10 protein-coding genes are annotated in these 14,617 nt (G+C 69.7%); 7 read left to right on the top strand and 3 right to left on the bottom strand.

Going from position 1 to position 14,617, the window contains the following annotated elements; genetic code table 11:
• Window positions 1-6: 6 nt before the first annotated feature.
• The 3 genes from A5696_RS05065 to panB form a co-directional block, all read right to left on the bottom strand.
• Complete coding sequence (locus tag A5696_RS05065; protein ID WP_067874324.1) at window positions 7-1,518, bottom strand: CYTH and CHAD domain-containing protein; 1,512 nt, start codon at window positions 1,516-1,518, stop codon at window positions 7-9.
• An 80-nt stretch (window positions 1,519-1,598) separates the two neighbouring features.
• Window positions 1,599-2,765, bottom strand: a complete 1,167-nt coding sequence (locus tag A5696_RS05070; protein WP_067874327.1) for a cellulase family glycosylhydrolase — start codon at window positions 2,763-2,765, stop codon at window positions 1,599-1,601.
• Between the two features lie 212 nt (window positions 2,766-2,977).
• Window positions 2,978-3,823: a 3-methyl-2-oxobutanoate hydroxymethyltransferase gene (gene panB, locus A5696_RS05075; protein WP_067874330.1), complete on the bottom strand. Its 846-nt coding sequence runs from the start codon at window positions 3,821-3,823 to the stop codon at window positions 2,978-2,980.
• A gap of 140 nt (window positions 3,824-3,963) precedes the next feature.
• On the opposite strand from panB, the gene A5696_RS05080 reads away from it, so the two are divergent.
• The 7 genes from A5696_RS05080 to A5696_RS05110 all read left to right on the top strand — a co-directional run bounded on the left by A5696_RS05080 (window position 3,964) and on the right by A5696_RS05110 (window position 14,616).
• Window positions 3,964-5,346, top strand: coding sequence for a wax ester/triacylglycerol synthase family O-acyltransferase (locus A5696_RS05080; protein WP_067874333.1), 1,383 nt, complete (start codon window positions 3,964-3,966; stop codon window positions 5,344-5,346).
• Between the two features lie 50 nt (window positions 5,347-5,396).
• A complete protein-coding gene (locus A5696_RS05085) occupies window positions 5,397-6,959 on the top strand; it encodes an alpha/beta hydrolase (protein ID WP_156738250.1) in 1,563 nt (520 codons plus the stop codon).
• Between the two features lie 160 nt (window positions 6,960-7,119).
• Window positions 7,120-8,679, top strand: a complete 1,560-nt coding sequence (locus A5696_RS05090) for an alpha/beta hydrolase (RefSeq protein ID WP_067874338.1) — start codon at window positions 7,120-7,122, stop codon at window positions 8,677-8,679.
• Between the two features lie 59 nt (window positions 8,680-8,738).
• Window positions 8,739-10,079 (top strand): type I glutamate--ammonia ligase, encoded by a 1,341-nt coding sequence (glnA, locus tag A5696_RS05095; protein WP_067874341.1) that lies wholly within the window; start codon window positions 8,739-8,741, stop codon window positions 10,077-10,079.
• 51 nt (window positions 10,080-10,130) lie between these two features.
• Window positions 10,131-13,115, top strand: coding sequence for a bifunctional [glutamine synthetase] adenylyltransferase/[glutamine synthetase]-adenylyl-L-tyrosine phosphorylase (locus tag A5696_RS05100; protein WP_067874343.1), 2,985 nt, complete (start codon window positions 10,131-10,133; stop codon window positions 13,113-13,115).
• The gene (locus A5696_RS05105) at window positions 13,112-13,759 is read left to right on the top strand and encodes a PaaI family thioesterase (RefSeq protein ID WP_082956247.1); all 648 of its coding nucleotides are present in this window, start codon (window positions 13,112-13,114) and stop codon (window positions 13,757-13,759) included. Before A5696_RS05100 ends, A5696_RS05105 begins: the two co-directional genes overlap by 4 nt.
• Window positions 13,756-14,616, top strand: coding sequence for a TIGR03619 family F420-dependent LLM class oxidoreductase (locus A5696_RS05110; protein ID WP_067874345.1), 861 nt, complete (start codon window positions 13,756-13,758; stop codon window positions 14,614-14,616). The genes A5696_RS05105 and A5696_RS05110 overlap by 4 nt, the downstream gene beginning before the upstream one ends.
• Window position 14,617: the final 1 nt, after the last annotated feature.

A 14,617-nucleotide genomic window follows, 5' to 3' on the forward strand; every position in this document is an offset into this window, starting at 1 on the left:
CCGCGCTCAGCGCACCGCCTTGGCCAGCTTGCGCAGCGCCTCGTCGAGCTGCTGACGGCACCGCTCGGCCAGGTCGGCCTCCTGCTGGTAGAGCAGGCCGTAGCTGAAGGTGTCCTCGCCGGCGGTGTGCGCGGCCTCGGCCTGGTGACTCAGGTGCTCGCGGCTGACCACGCTGTCCTGGTGGTCGCCCAGCAGCGTCTGGATGACCTTCGCCTGCTCGGACACCCGCGTGGCGCCGGTGGCCGCGGCGGTGTACCGAAGCCGCTTGGCGCGCTTGCGAATTCGATGCAGAGCGAGGTCCAGGTCGTGTTCTGCCCCCGGCTGCACCTCGGCGGCGGCCTTCGCGGCCTTGCGGACCTTCTGGTAGGCGGCTTCGAGCGTGACCGGCTCCGGCTCGTGGCCCGCAGCGGCGGCGGGGACTTCGGCGACCCACGCGTCGAGGGCGTCGAGCAGGCGAAAGTAGCGTTGCGAGCGCATCGCGATCAGGGACCGCCGCAGCCCCGTCTGGTAGCGGCGTCGGGCCCCGTCGACGAGGCGTTCGCGGATGCGCCCGCGCACCAGCTCCGGCGGCAGCCTGTCCAGCGCCTGCTGGTAGCGCTCGGCCAGCACCTCGGCGTCGCGGGCCACGCCCAGCACGTTGCCGAGTTCGCGCAGCTCGTCCTGGATGAAGGCGATGTCGGACGATTCGGACGCGTCCTGGGAATCGGCCAGCAGGCTGCGGATCTTCCGGATGGTCACCCGCATCTGGTGCACGGCGTCGTAGGCGTCGGCCCGCACGGCGCGATCCCACACGAGCAGCTCGGCCACCTGCTCCGCCACCGCCCGGTGCACCGGGTCGGCGGGCTCCCGCGTCTCGTCCGGCTGGGCCGTCGCGCCCAGCACCCGCGCCAGTTTGGAGGCGTGACCGGCGGGTGCGGCGCCAGCGTCGAGCAGCCGATTGCTCAGCCGGCCCAACAGTTCGGCGTCGGCCGCGCCGTTGCCCTCGACCAACTCGAGTTCCCACTCCCGCCACTCCTGTTCGGCGGGTGGTGCGTCGGAGTTCCCGGCCGCCCACGCGGTGACGTGGTCGTTGCTGAATTCCGCCAACGCCGCCCCGTCGGCGCCGTAGAGCACCTGCGTTTCGCGTTCGGTGCTGATGCGGGCGACGGGTTCGAGCGGCTTTTCGCGCACGATCGCCAGCACGATGTCGCGCAACTCGTCGGGCACGGTGTCTTTGTCCCCGGATTCCCCAGCGTCCAGTGGTGCGCGCACCTCGGTGCGGGCTTCGGGGCCGGCCGGTAGCTTCAGATGCCAACCCGCGTCGTGGCCGCCGGTGCGGCGCCGGAGGGTGATCTTGTTGCGCGCCAGGTCATGGGCCGGGGTGTCGAAGTACGTCGCGTCCAGCGATTCGGTCGGCGACTTGTCGACGTGGTCGACCGCGGCGATGCCTTCGAACGACGGCGACACCGTGGACTCCACGACGTCGAACTTGCGCTCCACCTCGAGATGTCGCGAGGTTTTGGGCGCTTTTACCGGCATTTTCGACTCCATTGAGGCGGCAGGACGGGCACCCATAGGGTGCCACATCGCCGGGTGCGGTCACGCGGCCGTTCCCCTCCCTAGGGGCTGAGGTGCATCGCCAGGCCCGCCAGCCGACGAATCGTCTGGCTTTCGCTGTCGCGGTACGGCCGCCCGTCGGGGAGGAGCAGATCGTGGAACCAGACGTCGGGCGGCGCCGCGTACGGGTGCTCCCACGAGTCCCAGGGGAAGTAGGTTTGGGTCTTCCCGGCGACCAGGCCCCAGTTGATCGCACCGACGTTGTGCGACTTGGCAATTGGCAAAACGCCCTCCACGGTGCTGCCGAGCGATCGGGCCAGGTACTCGGTGCACAGGATCGGGCGTCCCTGCGGGGCAAGCTCCGCGATGCGGGCCTCGAAGTCGGCGGGGCCGCCGTAGCTGTGGAACGTGATGACGTCGGAGTTGTCGAGCTGAATGCCCCTGATGGTGCTGCGCAGATCGGAGTCCTCTTCGGGTTCACCGTCCCACACGCCGCTCGTCAACGGTTGCCGCGGATCGACCGAGCGAGCCCAGGCGAATACCTGCGGAAGCAGCTCGGCGACCAGGTTCAGCTTGTCGGCCCTCTCGACAGAGCGGTAGTAGCGGGAGGGATTGTCGGGCTCGTTCCACAGGTCCCAGCCCAAAACGCGGTCGTCGTTGCGGAATTGGGTCAGCACCGCCGTGACGTAGCCGCGCAGGACGCGGCCGTAAGCCCCGTCGCCCAGGCGGTCTGCGCCCGGGCTCTGCACCCAGCCGGAGTTGTGCACACCGGGCCTGGGATCGCGCTGCTTGCCCGCGCGGGGGAACGGATCCCAGCAGGAGTCGAAAAAGACGAACAGCGGTTTGATGTCGTGCGCCGCCGCGATGTCGACGAACTGGGCGAGGCGGCCCTGGAATCCCCGGGAATCCTGGGTCCAGAGCTGATCGTGCAGGAAAACCCGCACCGTGTTGAACCCGTGCTGCTGGGCCCAGCCCAGCTCGGTGTCGATGCGCCGCGGGTCGAAGGTGTCGGCCTGAAACATCTCCAGCTGGTTGATGGCGTTCGACGTCACGAAGTTCGCGCCGAGGAGCCAGCCTTGCGCCTGGTACCAGCGGTCGGCGCGATCGGGCGACCATCGACTTGAGTCGGGCGAGCCGACGGGCGGTTGCGCGGCGGCGCGCGGTGCGCGGGCCAGGGCGGCGCCTCCTGCCAAAAGCAGCGGCAACTTCAAGACCGTCCGGCGGTGCACGAAGCCACCGAAAGTGCCGACTATGTGTTCAACCCCCCGCCCGCGGAGTCGCCATTGTGTACAGAAGAAATCGTACACGCCCTGCCACGCAAGGGATTTCAGCAAAACCCAGTCTGGACCGGATCGACTTTGCAAGCGCGCAGAAGCCCGCGACCGCTAGCCGTTGGCGAAGCTCCGGCGGGGGAGTGGTGGTGGCGGAACCGCGGCGGGGGTCAGAAGCAGTGCTCGTCGGCGGGGAAGGCGCCGGCGGCCACTTCCTCCGCGTATTGCACTGCGGCCCGGCGCAACTCGCCGCCGATGTCGGCGAACCGCTTGACGAAGCGGGCGGGCCTGCCGCCGCTCAGGCCGGCCATGTCCTGCCAGACCAGCACCTGGGCGTCGCAGTTGGGACCGGCGCCGATCCCGATGGTCGGGATGGTGAGCTTGCCGGTGATCTGGGTGGCCAATTCGGCCGGCACCATTTCCATCACGACCGAGAACGCCCCCGCTTCGGCGACGGCGATGGCGTCGTGGACCGTCTGCTCGGCGGCGTCGCCGCGGCCCTGCACCCGGAAGCCGCCGAGGCTGTTCACGCTTTGCGGTGTGAAGCCGATGTGTGCCATCACCGGGATGCCGGCCGCGGTCAGGCAGGCGATCTGCTCGGCCACCCGCTCACCGCCCTCGAGCTTCACGGCGTGCGCGCCGCCCTCCTTCATGAAGCGGGTGGCGGCGGCCAGCGCCGCTGCCGGGCCTGCCTCGTAGCTGCCGAACGGCAGGTCGGCGACGACCATCGCGTGCTGCGCGCCGCGGACCACGCCGCGGACGAGCGGGATGAGTTCGTCGATCGAGACGGGCACCGTGGTGTCGTAGCCGTACACGACGTTGGCGGCCGAATCGCCGACCAGCAGCACCGGGATGCCGGCCTCGTCGAAGACCCGCGCGGTCGAATAGTCGTAGGCCGTCAGCATGGCCCACTTGTGGCCCTCGGCCTTCATTTTCTGCAAGTGGTGGGTGCGGATGCGCGTCAGTGGCTTGGCTTGCGCCGACGGATTGGCACCATAAGGGTTCTGGTCAGGCATCGCAGACATCATTGTCCCTGGTAGTGGTCGGATCGATCCTCGTGGCCATTCAGGTCCCCGGGTTCGCTGACTCCCGCCATTCTGCCATCTCTGGTGCGCGGTTGCACCGCCCGTGTGATGTGAGACATACCATTCTCCGCATGCAGCGGCTCAGTGGGCTCGACGCCAGTTTCCTGTACCTCGAGACCGCCTCCCAGCCCATGCATGTTTGCTCGATCATGGAGTTGGACACCTCGACGATGCCGGGCGGCTACACCTTCGACCGGCTGCGCGACGCGTTGTCGCTGCGCCTGAAGGCGATGCCGCAGTTCCGCGAGAAGCTCGCCAACAGCCCGCTGAACCTCGACCACCCGGTGTGGGTGGACGACGAGCACTTCGACGTCGACCGCCACCTGCACCGCATCGGGTTGCCGCCGCCCGGCGGGCGCACCGAGCTGTCGGAAATCTGCGGCCACATCGCGTCGCTGCCGCTGGACCGGGGCCGGCCGCTGTGGGAGATGTGGGTCATCGAAGGGGTGGCCGGCGCCAATTCCGATCGGCTGGCGGTGATGACCAAGGTGCACCACTCCGGCGTCGACGGCGTCACCGGCGCCAACTTGATGTCGCAGCTGTGCGCCACCGAACCCGACGCGCCCGCCCCCGAGCCGGTGGACGGCGTCGGCGGCGGCAGCGGGTGGCAGATCGCCGCGGGCGGCCTGATCCGCTTCGCCGGCCGCCCGCTGCGATTGGCCAACGTCGTGCCCCAAACCGTGTCCTCGGTGGTCGCGACGATGCGCAAGGCCGTCGAGGGCCGGGCGATGGCGCGCCCGTTCGCCGCGCCGCGGACCGCCTTCAACGCCAGCATCACCGGTCGCCGCAACATCGCCTACGCACAGTTGGACCTCGAGGACGTCAAGACGGTGAAGAACCACTTCGGCGTCAAGGTCAACGACGTGGTGATGGCCCTGGTGTCGGGGGTGCTGCGGCAGTACCTGGCCGAGCGCAATTCCTTGCCCGAAGCGCCGCTGGTGGCTTCGGTGCCGGTGTCGGTGCACGGCAAGTCCGATCGCCCCGGCCGCAATCAGGTGTCGGCCATGTTCTCCAGCCTGCACACCGACATCGCGGACCCGGTCGAGCGCCTGAAGGCCATCGCCGAGGCGAATTCTGTTGCCAAGCAACATAGTTCGGCGATCGGGGCCTCCCTGCTGCAGGACTGGTCCCAGTTCGCCGGGCCCGCCGTGTTCGGCGTCGCGATGCGGCTCTACGCTAGGACGCGGTTGACCGAGAGCATGCCGGTGCACAACCTGGTGGTCTCCAACGTCCCGGGTCCGCAGGATCCCCTGTACCTGCTGGGGTGTGAGGTCAAGGCGATGTATCCGCTGGGGCCGATCTTTCACGGCTCGGGGCTCAACGTCACGGTGATGTCGCTGAGCGGCACGTTGAACGTCGGGCTCATCTCGTGCCCGGATTTGCTGCCGGACCTCTGGGAGATGGCCGACGACTTCGCGGTCGCGATGGAAGAACTGCTCGCGTCCGCCGGGTAGGCGGGGCCCGAGGCGCTCATCTGAATCTCAGGTTGGCTCTGGCAGCATAGGTGGGCATGAGAGTGTTTCGCCGCGACAGGATCGCGCGCACGCTGCTGATCTGGACGGTGATTGCTGCCGTGGCGCTTACGGTGGCTGGCTGCCTCCGCGTGGTCAACGGCCGCGCCCTCATGAAGGGGCCCAAGCTCGGCCAGCCGATCGAATGGACACCCTGCCGCTCGTCCAACCCCAAGGCCAAGATTCCCAGCGGCGCGATGTGCGGCCGGCTGGCCGTGCCCGTCGACTACGACCACCTCGACGGCGACGTCGCGACCCTGGCCATGATCCGCTTTCCCGCGACGGGTGACAAGATCGGCTCGCTGGTGGTCAATCCCGGCGGCCCCGGGGAGTCCGGCATCGAGGCCGCGTTGAGCGTCGTTCAGTCGCTGCCCAAACGTATCCGGGAACGGTTCGACCTGGTCGGCTTCGACCCGCGCGGGGTGGGCAACTCGCGGCCGGCGATCTGGTGCAACTCGGACGCCGACAACGACCGCCTGCGCACCGAGCCGAACGTCGACTACAGCCCCGCCGGGGTGGCCCACATGGAGGACGAGACCAAGCAGTTCGTCGCCCGCTGCGTCGACAAGATGGGCAAGAACTTCCTGGCCAACGCGGGCACGGTCAACGTCGCCCGCGACCTCGACGCGATCCGCGCGGCGCTGGGCGACGACAAGCTGACCTATCTCGGCTACTCGTACGGCACCCGGATCGGCTCCGCCTACGCCGAGGCCTACCCGACCAAGGTGCGGGCGATGATCCTCGACGGCGCCGTCGACCCCAACGCCGACCAGATCGAGGCAGACCTGCGGCAGGCCAAGGGTTTTCAGGACGCGTTCAACGACTACGCCGCCGACTGCGCCAAGCAGCCGACCTGCCCACTGGGCACCGACCCGGCCAAGGCCGTCGACGTCTACCACAGCCTCGTCGACCCGATGGTCGACCCGAACAACACGATGGTGGGCAGGCCGATCCCGACGAAGGACCCGCGCGGGCTGAGCTACGCCGACGCGATCGTGGGCACCATCATGGCGTTGTACTCGCCGTCGCTGTGGCACCACCTGACCGACGGCCTGTCCGAGTTGGTGAACCACCGCGGGGACACCATGCTTGCGCTGGCCGACATGTACATGCGGCGCGATCCGCACGGTCACTACACCAACGCCACCGACGCGCGGGTCGCCATCAATTGCGTTGACCAGCCGCCGATTACGGACCGCACGAAGGTGATCGACGAAGACCGCCGGTCGCGGGAGATCGCCCCCTTCATGAGCTACGGGCAGTTCACCGGCGACGCGCCGCTGGGCACGTGCGCGTTCTGGCCGGTGCCGCCGACGAGCAAGCCGCACGAGATCTCGGCGCCCGGCCTGGCGCCGACGGTGGTGGTGTCGACCACGCACGACCCCGCGACGCCCTACAAGGCCGGGGTCGATCTGGCGAACGAGCTGCGCGGGTCCCTGCTGACCTTCAACGGAACCCAGCACACGGTCGTCTTCCAGGGCGACAGTTGCATCGACAACTACGTGACGGAGTATCTGATCGGTGGCGACACGCCGCCGAGCGGCGCCAAGTGCTAGTGCGGTGAGGCTTCGCCGAGACTGCGCCCAGCGCGAGAATCCGGCGGATTCTTGGCGCTGAGCGCAGTCTCGACGGACTGGCGGCGACACGCGGAGGCGAGACCAAGGCGTGACCTTTTCGCGCTGTGACGGGTATCCGAGGCTGCGAATATCTACAGCCATGTCGCGCCGGAGACCGTTGAGCTCGGCGCTGCTGTCGTTCGGATTGTTGGTTGCGGGTTCGCAGCTGCCATTGCCGGTGGCCGCCGCGACGCCCGAGCCCGGCGCCGGCCAGACGCCGAGCCCGGCCCCGCCGGCCGCCGCGGTGCGCCCGCAGAACTGGGGCAGCTGCAGCCAATTCCTGACCGACACCAGCGACCTTCCCACCGCCCAGTGCACCACCGTGTCGGTCCCGATCGACTACGCCAATCCGGGTGGGGCACAAGCCAAGCTGGCGGTCATCCGGGTTCCCGCGACCGGCCGGCGGGCGGGAGCGCTGTTCATCAACCCGGGCGGCCCCGGCGCGTCCGCGGTCGAGATGGTCGCCGGCATGGCCTCGGACCTGGCGAACAGCGACATCACCCGCAATTTCGACCTGATCGGGTTCGACCCGCGCGGGGTGGGCCACTCCACCCCGCAGTTGCGGTGCCGCAGCGACTCCGAATTCGACGCGTTCCGGCGCGACCCGATGGTCGACTACAGCCCGGCCGGCGTGGCGCACATCGAGCAGGTCTACCGCCAGCTTGCCCAGGAGTGCGCGAGCCGGATGGGCAACGGGTTCCTCGCCAACGTCGGCACGGCGTCCGTCGCGCGCGACATGGACGTGGTCCGCCAGGCGCTGGGGGACGACCAGATCAACTACCTCGGCTACAGCTACGGCACCGAGATCGGCACCGCCTACCTCGAGGGGTTCGGCAGCCACGTGCGGACGATGGTGCTCGACGGTGCCATCGACCCGACCGTGGACCCGGTGACCGAAAACATCAACCAAATGGCCGGATTCCAAACGGCTTTCAACGACTACGCCACCGACTGCGCCCGCTCGGCGGGCTGCCCGCTGGGCACCGATCCGGCCCAGTTCGTCAACCGCTACCACGCCCTGATCGACCCGCTGGTCGCCAAGCCGGGCCGGACGAAGGATCCGCGCGGCCTGAGCTACGCCGACGCGACCACCGGCACCATCAACGCGCTGTACACGCCGCAGCATTGGAAGTACCTGACCAGTGGCCTGCTCGGGCTGGCCCGCGGCACCGACGCCGGGGACCTGCTGTTGCTGGCCGACGACTACGAAGGCCGCGACCAAAACGGGCACTACACCAACGACCAGGACGCGTTCAACGGCGTGCGTTGCGTCGACGCGCCGACGCCGACGGACCCGGCGACGTGGGCGGCCGCCGACCAGAAGATGCGCCAGCTCGCCCCGTTCCTGAGCTACGGGCAGTTCACCGGCAACGCGCCGCGCGACCTGTGCGCGCTGTGGCCGGTGCCCGCCACGTCGCGGCCGCACGCCGCGCCGCCCGCCCCGCCGGGCAAGGTCGTCGTCGTCTCCACGACGCACGACCCGGCCACCCCGTATCAGGCCGGCGTGAACCTGGCCCGCCAACTGGGCGCCCCGCTGATCACCTACGACGGAACCCAGCACACCGCGGTGTTCAACGGCGACCAGTGCGTGGACACCGCGGTGGTCCGCTACTTCGTCGCCGGGACCGTGCCGCCCGCGTCGCTGCAGTGCCGGCCCTGAGCGGCCTTTTGAACTGCGGTGGTAACACCGATTTAACAGCGGACGCATACTGTCGGGTCATGGATCGACAGAAGGAATTCGTCCTGCGCACGCTCGAGGAGCGGGACATCCGCTTCGTTCGGCTCTGGTTCACCGACGTGCTCGGCTACCTCAAGTCGGTCGCGATCGCCCCGGCCGAACTCGAGGGCGCCTTCGAGGAGGGCATCGGTTTCGACGGATCGTCGATCGAGGGCTTCGCGCGCGTCTCGGAATCCGACACGGTCGCCAACCCCGACCCGTCGACGTTCCAGGTGCTGCCCTGGGCCACCTCGTCGGGACACCACCACTCCGCCCGGATGTTCTGCGACATCACCATGCCCGACGGCTCGCCGTCGTGGGCCGACCCCCGGCACGTGTTGCGGCGCCAGCTGCAGAAGGCCAACGACCTCGGTTTTTCCTGCTACGTGCACCCCGAAATCGAATTCTTCCTGTTGGAGCCCGGTGCCGATGACGGGTCGCGGCCCGTGCCCATCGACAGCGCCGGCTACTTCGACCAGGCCGTGCACGACTCGGCGTCCAACTTCCGCCGGATGGCGATCGAGTCGCTCGAGTTCATGGGCATCTCGGTCGAGTTCAGCCATCACGAGGGCGCGCCCGGACAGCAGGAGATCGACCTGCGCTTCGCCGACGCGCTGTCGATGGCCGACAACGTGATGACGTTCCGCTACGTCATCAAGGAAGTCGCGATCGAAAACGGCGCGCGGGCGTCGTTCATGCCGAAGCCGTTCGCCGAGCATCCCGGCTCGGCCATGCACACCCACATGAGCCTGTTCGAGGGCGACGTCAATGCCTTCCACAGCACCGACGACCCGCTGCAGCTGTCCGACGTGGGCAAGTCCTTCATCGCCGGGATCCTCGAGCACGCCTCGGAGATCAGCGCGGTCACCAATCAATGGGTCAACTCCTACAAGCGGCTGGTGCAGGGCGGCGAGGCGCCCACGGCCGCCTCCTGGGGGGCGGCCAACCGGTCGGCATTGGTGCGGGTGCCGATGTACACGCCGCACAAAACCTCGTCGCGGCGCATCGAGGTGCGCAGCCCCGACTCGGCGTGCAACCCGTACCTGGCGTTCGCCGTGCTGCTGGCCGCCGGGCTGCGCGGGGTGGAGAAGGGCTACGTGCTGGGACCGCAGGCCGAGGACAACGTCTGGGACCTCACGCCCGAGGAACGGCTCACGATGGGCTACCGCGAGCTGCCCACCAGCCTCGACGCCGCGCTCAAGGCGATGGAGGCCTCCGAGCTCGTCGCGGAAACGTTGGGGGAGCACGTCTTTGACTTCTTCCTGCGCAACAAGCGCACGGAGTGGGCCAACTACCGCAGCCACGTCACCCCGTACGAGTTGAGCACCTACCTGTCGCTGTAGCTCACGTCGGCCGCCGATCGGTCTGAGAGATCGGCCGGTTGCGCTACGGTCGTGGTCGTGACCAAACCCGCGACGGAGCGCCCCAGGCTGCCCAGCGTGGGCCGGCTCGGGTTGGTCGACCCCCCGGCGGGCGACCGCCTGGCGCAGCTCGGTTGGTACGAGCGCGACGACCAGGACTACGTCGACCGGTTGTGGTCGCTGTCGCGCGCGCCGGATCCCGACGCCGCCCTGCGGGTCCTGATCCGGCTGGCGGAGAACCCCGACAGCGACTGGGATGAGCTGAACGCCGCGCTGCTGACCGAGCGCGGGCTGCGCGGGCGGCTGTTCGCGGTGCTCGGCTCGTCGCTGGCGCTCGGCGATCACCTGGCCGCCAACCCGAAATCCTGGAAGCTGTTGCGGGGCAAGGCGCACCTGCCGTCGCGCGATGAGCTGCTCGCGACGTTCCTCGAGTGCGTCGACGAGGCGCTGGCCGGCCCGGGCTCGGCGCTGTCGCGCCTGCGGGTGCTGTACCGCGACCAGCTGCTGGTGCTGGCGGCGCTGGACCTGGCCGCGACCGTCGAGGACGAGCCGGTGCTGCCGTTCAAGCTGGTCGCCGCCCAGCTGTCGGATTTGGCCGACGCCGCCCTGGCGGCGGCGTTGCGGGTGGCCCAGGTCAGTGTGTGCGGCGAACGGACGCCGCCGCGGCTGGCGGTGATCGCGATGGGCAAATGCGGTGCCCGCGAACTGAACTACGTCAGCGACGTCGACGTCATCTTCGTCGCCGAGCGCGCCGACGCGCAGAGCGCACGGGTGGCCGGCGAAATGATGAAGGTGGCCTCAGAGGCCTTCTTTCAGGTGGACGCCGGGCTTCGGCCGGAGGGCCGCAGCGGTGAGCTGGTGCGTACCCTCGAGTCGCACGTCGCCTACTACCAGCGCTGGGCCAAGACGTGGGAATTCCAGGCGCTGCTGAAGGCCCGCGCGGCCGTCGGCGACGCCGAACTCGGCGAACGCTACCTGGCCGCGCTGATGCCGATGGTCTGGATCGCCTGCGAGCGCGAGGATTTCGTCGTCGAGGTGCAGGCGATGCGGCGCCGGGTGGAGCAGCTGGTGCCCGCCGAGGTCCGCGGCCGCGAGCTCAAACTCGGCAGCGGCGGCCTGCGGGACGTGGAGTTCGCGGTGCAGCTGCTGCAGCTGGTGCACGGCCGCAGCGATGACTCACTGCACGTGGCCTCCACGGTGGACGCGCTGGACGCGCTGGGTCAGGGCGGCTACATCGGGCGCGAGGACGCGGCGAACCTGACCGCCTCCTACGAGTTCCTCCGGCTGCTCGAGCACCGGCTGCAGCTGCAGCGGCTCAAGCGCACGCACCTGCTGCCGGAGGCCGACGACGAGGAGGCGGTGCGCTGGCTGGCGCGGGCGGCGCACATCCGGCCCGACGGCCGGCACGACGCGGCGGGGGTGCTGCGCGAGGAGCTGCGGCACCAGAACGTGCGGGTGTCCGAGCTGCACGCCAAGCTCTTCTACCAGCCGCTGCTGGAGTCGATCGGGCCGGCCGGCCTGGAGATCGCGCACGGCATGACCTCGGAGGGCGCCGAGCGCCAACTGGCCGCGCTGGGCTACGAGGGGCCACAGACCGCGCTCAAGCACATGTCGGCGCTGGTCAACCAGAGCGGCCGCCGCGGGCGGGTGCAGTCGGTGCTGCTGCCCCGGCTGCTCAACTGGATGTCCTACGCGCCCGACCCGGACGGCGGGCTGCTGGCCTACCGGCGGCTGTCCGAGGCGCTGGCGGGGGAGAACTGGTACCTGTCGACGCTGCGGGACAAGCCCGCGGTGGCCCGGCGGCTCATGCACGTGCTGGGCACCTCCGCCTATGTGCCGGACCTGTTGTTGCGCGCGCCCAGGGTGATCCAGGACTACAGCGACGGCACCGCCGGCCCCAAACTGCTCGAGACCGAGCCCGCGACGGTGGCCCGCGCGCTGGTCGCGTCGGCGTGCCGCCACGCCGACCCGGTGCGCGCGATCGCCGCGGCGCGCACGCTGCGGCGCCGGGAACTGGCCCGCGTCGGTTCCGCCGACCTGCTCGGCTTCCTCGAGGTGACCGACGTGTGCCGGGCGCTGACGTCGGTGTGGGTGGCCGTGCTGCAGGCCGCCCTGGAGGCGATGATCAGGGCCAACCTGCCCGAGGACGGCCGGGCGCCGGCGGCCATCGCCGTCATCGGCATGGGCAGGCTGGGCGGCTCGGAGCTGGGCTACGGGTCGGACGCCGACGTGATGTTCGTCTGCGAGCCGGCCCCCGGGGTGGAGGATTCCCGGGCGGTGCGGTGGTCGACGACGATCGCCGAGCAGATACGGGCACTGCTGGGCACCCCCAGTGTCGACCCGCCGCTGGAGGTCGACGCCAACCTGCGGCCGGAGGGCCGGCAGGGCCCGCTGGTCCGCACGCTGAGTTCGTACACCGCCTACTACGACCAGTGGGCGCAGCCCTGGGAGATCCAGGCGCTGCTGCGGGCGCACGCGGTCGCGGGCGACGCCGAGCTGGGCCAGCGTTTTCTGCTGATGGCCGACCGGACCCGCTATCCGCCCGACGGCGTGTCCGCCGAGGCCGTGCGGGAGATCCGCCGCATCAAGGCCCGCGTGGAGGCCGAGCGGTTGCCGCGCGGCGCCGACCCCAACACCCACACAAAGCTGGGCCGCGGGGGGCTGGCCGACATCGAGTGGACGGTGCAACTGATGCAGCTGCGGCACGCGCACGAGGTCCCGGCGCTGCACAACACCTCGACGTTGCAATCCCTGGACGCGATCGCCGCGGCGAACCTGGTGCCCGCCGAGGAGGTCGACCTGCTGCGGCAGGCGTGGCTGACCGCCACCCGGGCACGCAACGCGCTGGTGCTGGTCCGCGGCAAGCCCACCGACCAGCTGCCGGGGCCCGGGCGCCAGCTCAACGCGGTCGCCGTCGCCGCGGGCTGGCCGACCGACGACGGCGGCGAATTCCTGGACAACTATCTTCGGGTGACGCGACGCGCGAAGGCGGTCGTGCGGAAGGTGTTCGGGAGTTGAGTCAGGAGGCCGGCGCGTTGGATGCCATTTTCGAGGTGCTCAGCGCGGAGGAGGCGCAACGGGCGACGGCCAGGTATACCCCGCTGGCCGACGCGGTCCGGGAACTCATCGACGCCACCATCCGCACCGGCGCCGACGACGACGTCGTCGCCGACGCGCGGTCCGCGATCGAGGCCGTCACCCAGTCGTTGCGGCAACGGACCCGGCCGATCGGGGTGAGCTACCGCGTCGACGGCGGCCGCCCGCTGACGTTGGGAAATGCCGCGATCGGCCTGGGCAATCCGATCGCCCCGCCTCTCATCATCCACCATGACGGCGGCGGCCGGTGCTGGAGCGAGTTCGTCCTCGGGTTGGCCTACGAGGGTCCACCCAAGCTCGTACACGGCGGGGTGAGCGCCCTGGTGCTCGACCACATGCTGGGCGAGGCGGCCAGCGAGGGGTTGTCCAAGCCGCGGTTCACCGGAACCATCACGGTGAAGTACCTGCGCGGCACCCCCCTGGGCCCGCTTCGGTCCGAGGCCTGGATCGAGGGCAAAGAGGGTGTGAAAGTCTTTGCGCGCGGCACCATTTCGGACGCCTCCGGGGTCACCGTCGAGGCCGACGGCGTCTTCATCGAGCCGTCCTGGGTGCGGGAAGCGCAATGAGGTTCTACGTCAGCAGCGCCTTCCTCAACACCCGGGAGATCATCGAGATCGCCAAGGCCGCCGACGAACTCGGCTACGACGGCATCGGCATCCCCGACCACGTCGTCAACCTGGAGACCCTGCAGACCCCGTACCCGTACACCAAGGACGGGCAGCGCCGCTGGCAGCCGTTCACCGACTGGCCCGACCCGTGGGTCCTGGTCGGCGCGCTCGCCCAGGTCACGACGCGGCTGCGGTTCGTCACCACCGTTTACATCCCGGCGATGCGCAACCCCTACTCGGCGGCGAAAGCCATTGGGACCGCTGCGGTTTTGGCGTCGGGCCGGGTGGAGCTCGGCATCGGCGTCGGCTGGTGCCGCGAGGAATTCGCGCTCATGGGCGAGCAGTTCGGCGCGCGCGGCAAACGCACCGACGAGATCATCGACCTGATGCGCGCGCTGTGGCGGCCGGGCTGGACGGAATTCGAAGGCGAGTTCTACCGCGCGCCGCGGCTCGAGATGGAGCCGACGCCGCCGCCGATACCGGTGTACGTCGGCGGGCTCAGCGACGTCGCGCTGCGACGCGCCGCCCGCAACAACGGCTGGATCGGCGACCTGATCAAGACCGACCGCGCCATCGAGGCGGTGGGCCGGCTGCGCGAACTGCGGGCCGAAAACGGGCTTTCTATGGACGATTTCACCATCCTGACGCCGCTGACCGACGCCTTCACCACCGCCGACTACCGGCGCGCCGCCGACGCCGGGATCACCGGCATCATCACGATGCCGTGGATGTTCTACGCGGGGCCCGACGCCGCGCTGGACGACAAGATCGACGGCATGCAGCGCTTCCGCAAGGACCTGGCGCTCGACGGCTGAT

This window comes from Mycobacterium sp. E2699 (assembly GCF_001666745.1).
Lineage (GTDB): Bacteria > Actinomycetota > Actinomycetes > Mycobacteriales > Mycobacteriaceae > Mycobacterium.

Bases quoted from the DNA above. Each gene is read 5' to 3' on its own strand.
- panB (WP_067874330.1), bottom strand. From the start codon at position 3,823: ATGCCTGACCAGAACCCTTATGGTGCCAATCCGTCGGCGCAAGCCAAG.
- A5696_RS05080 (WP_067874333.1), top strand. From the start codon at position 3,964: ATGCAGCGGCTCAGTGGGCTCGACGCCAGTTTCCTGTACCTCGAGACC.
- A5696_RS05110 (WP_067874345.1), top strand. From the start codon at position 13,756: ATGAGGTTCTACGTCAGCAGCGCCTTCCTCAACACCCGGGAGATCATC.
- A5696_RS05065 (WP_067874324.1), bottom strand. From the start codon at position 1,518: ATGCCGGTAAAAGCGCCCAAAACCTCGCGACATCTCGAGGTGGAGCGC.
- A5696_RS05090 (WP_067874338.1), top strand. From the start codon at position 7,120: ATGTCGCGCCGGAGACCGTTGAGCTCGGCGCTGCTGTCGTTCGGATTG.
- glnA (WP_067874341.1), top strand. From the start codon at position 8,739: ATGGATCGACAGAAGGAATTCGTCCTGCGCACGCTCGAGGAGCGGGAC.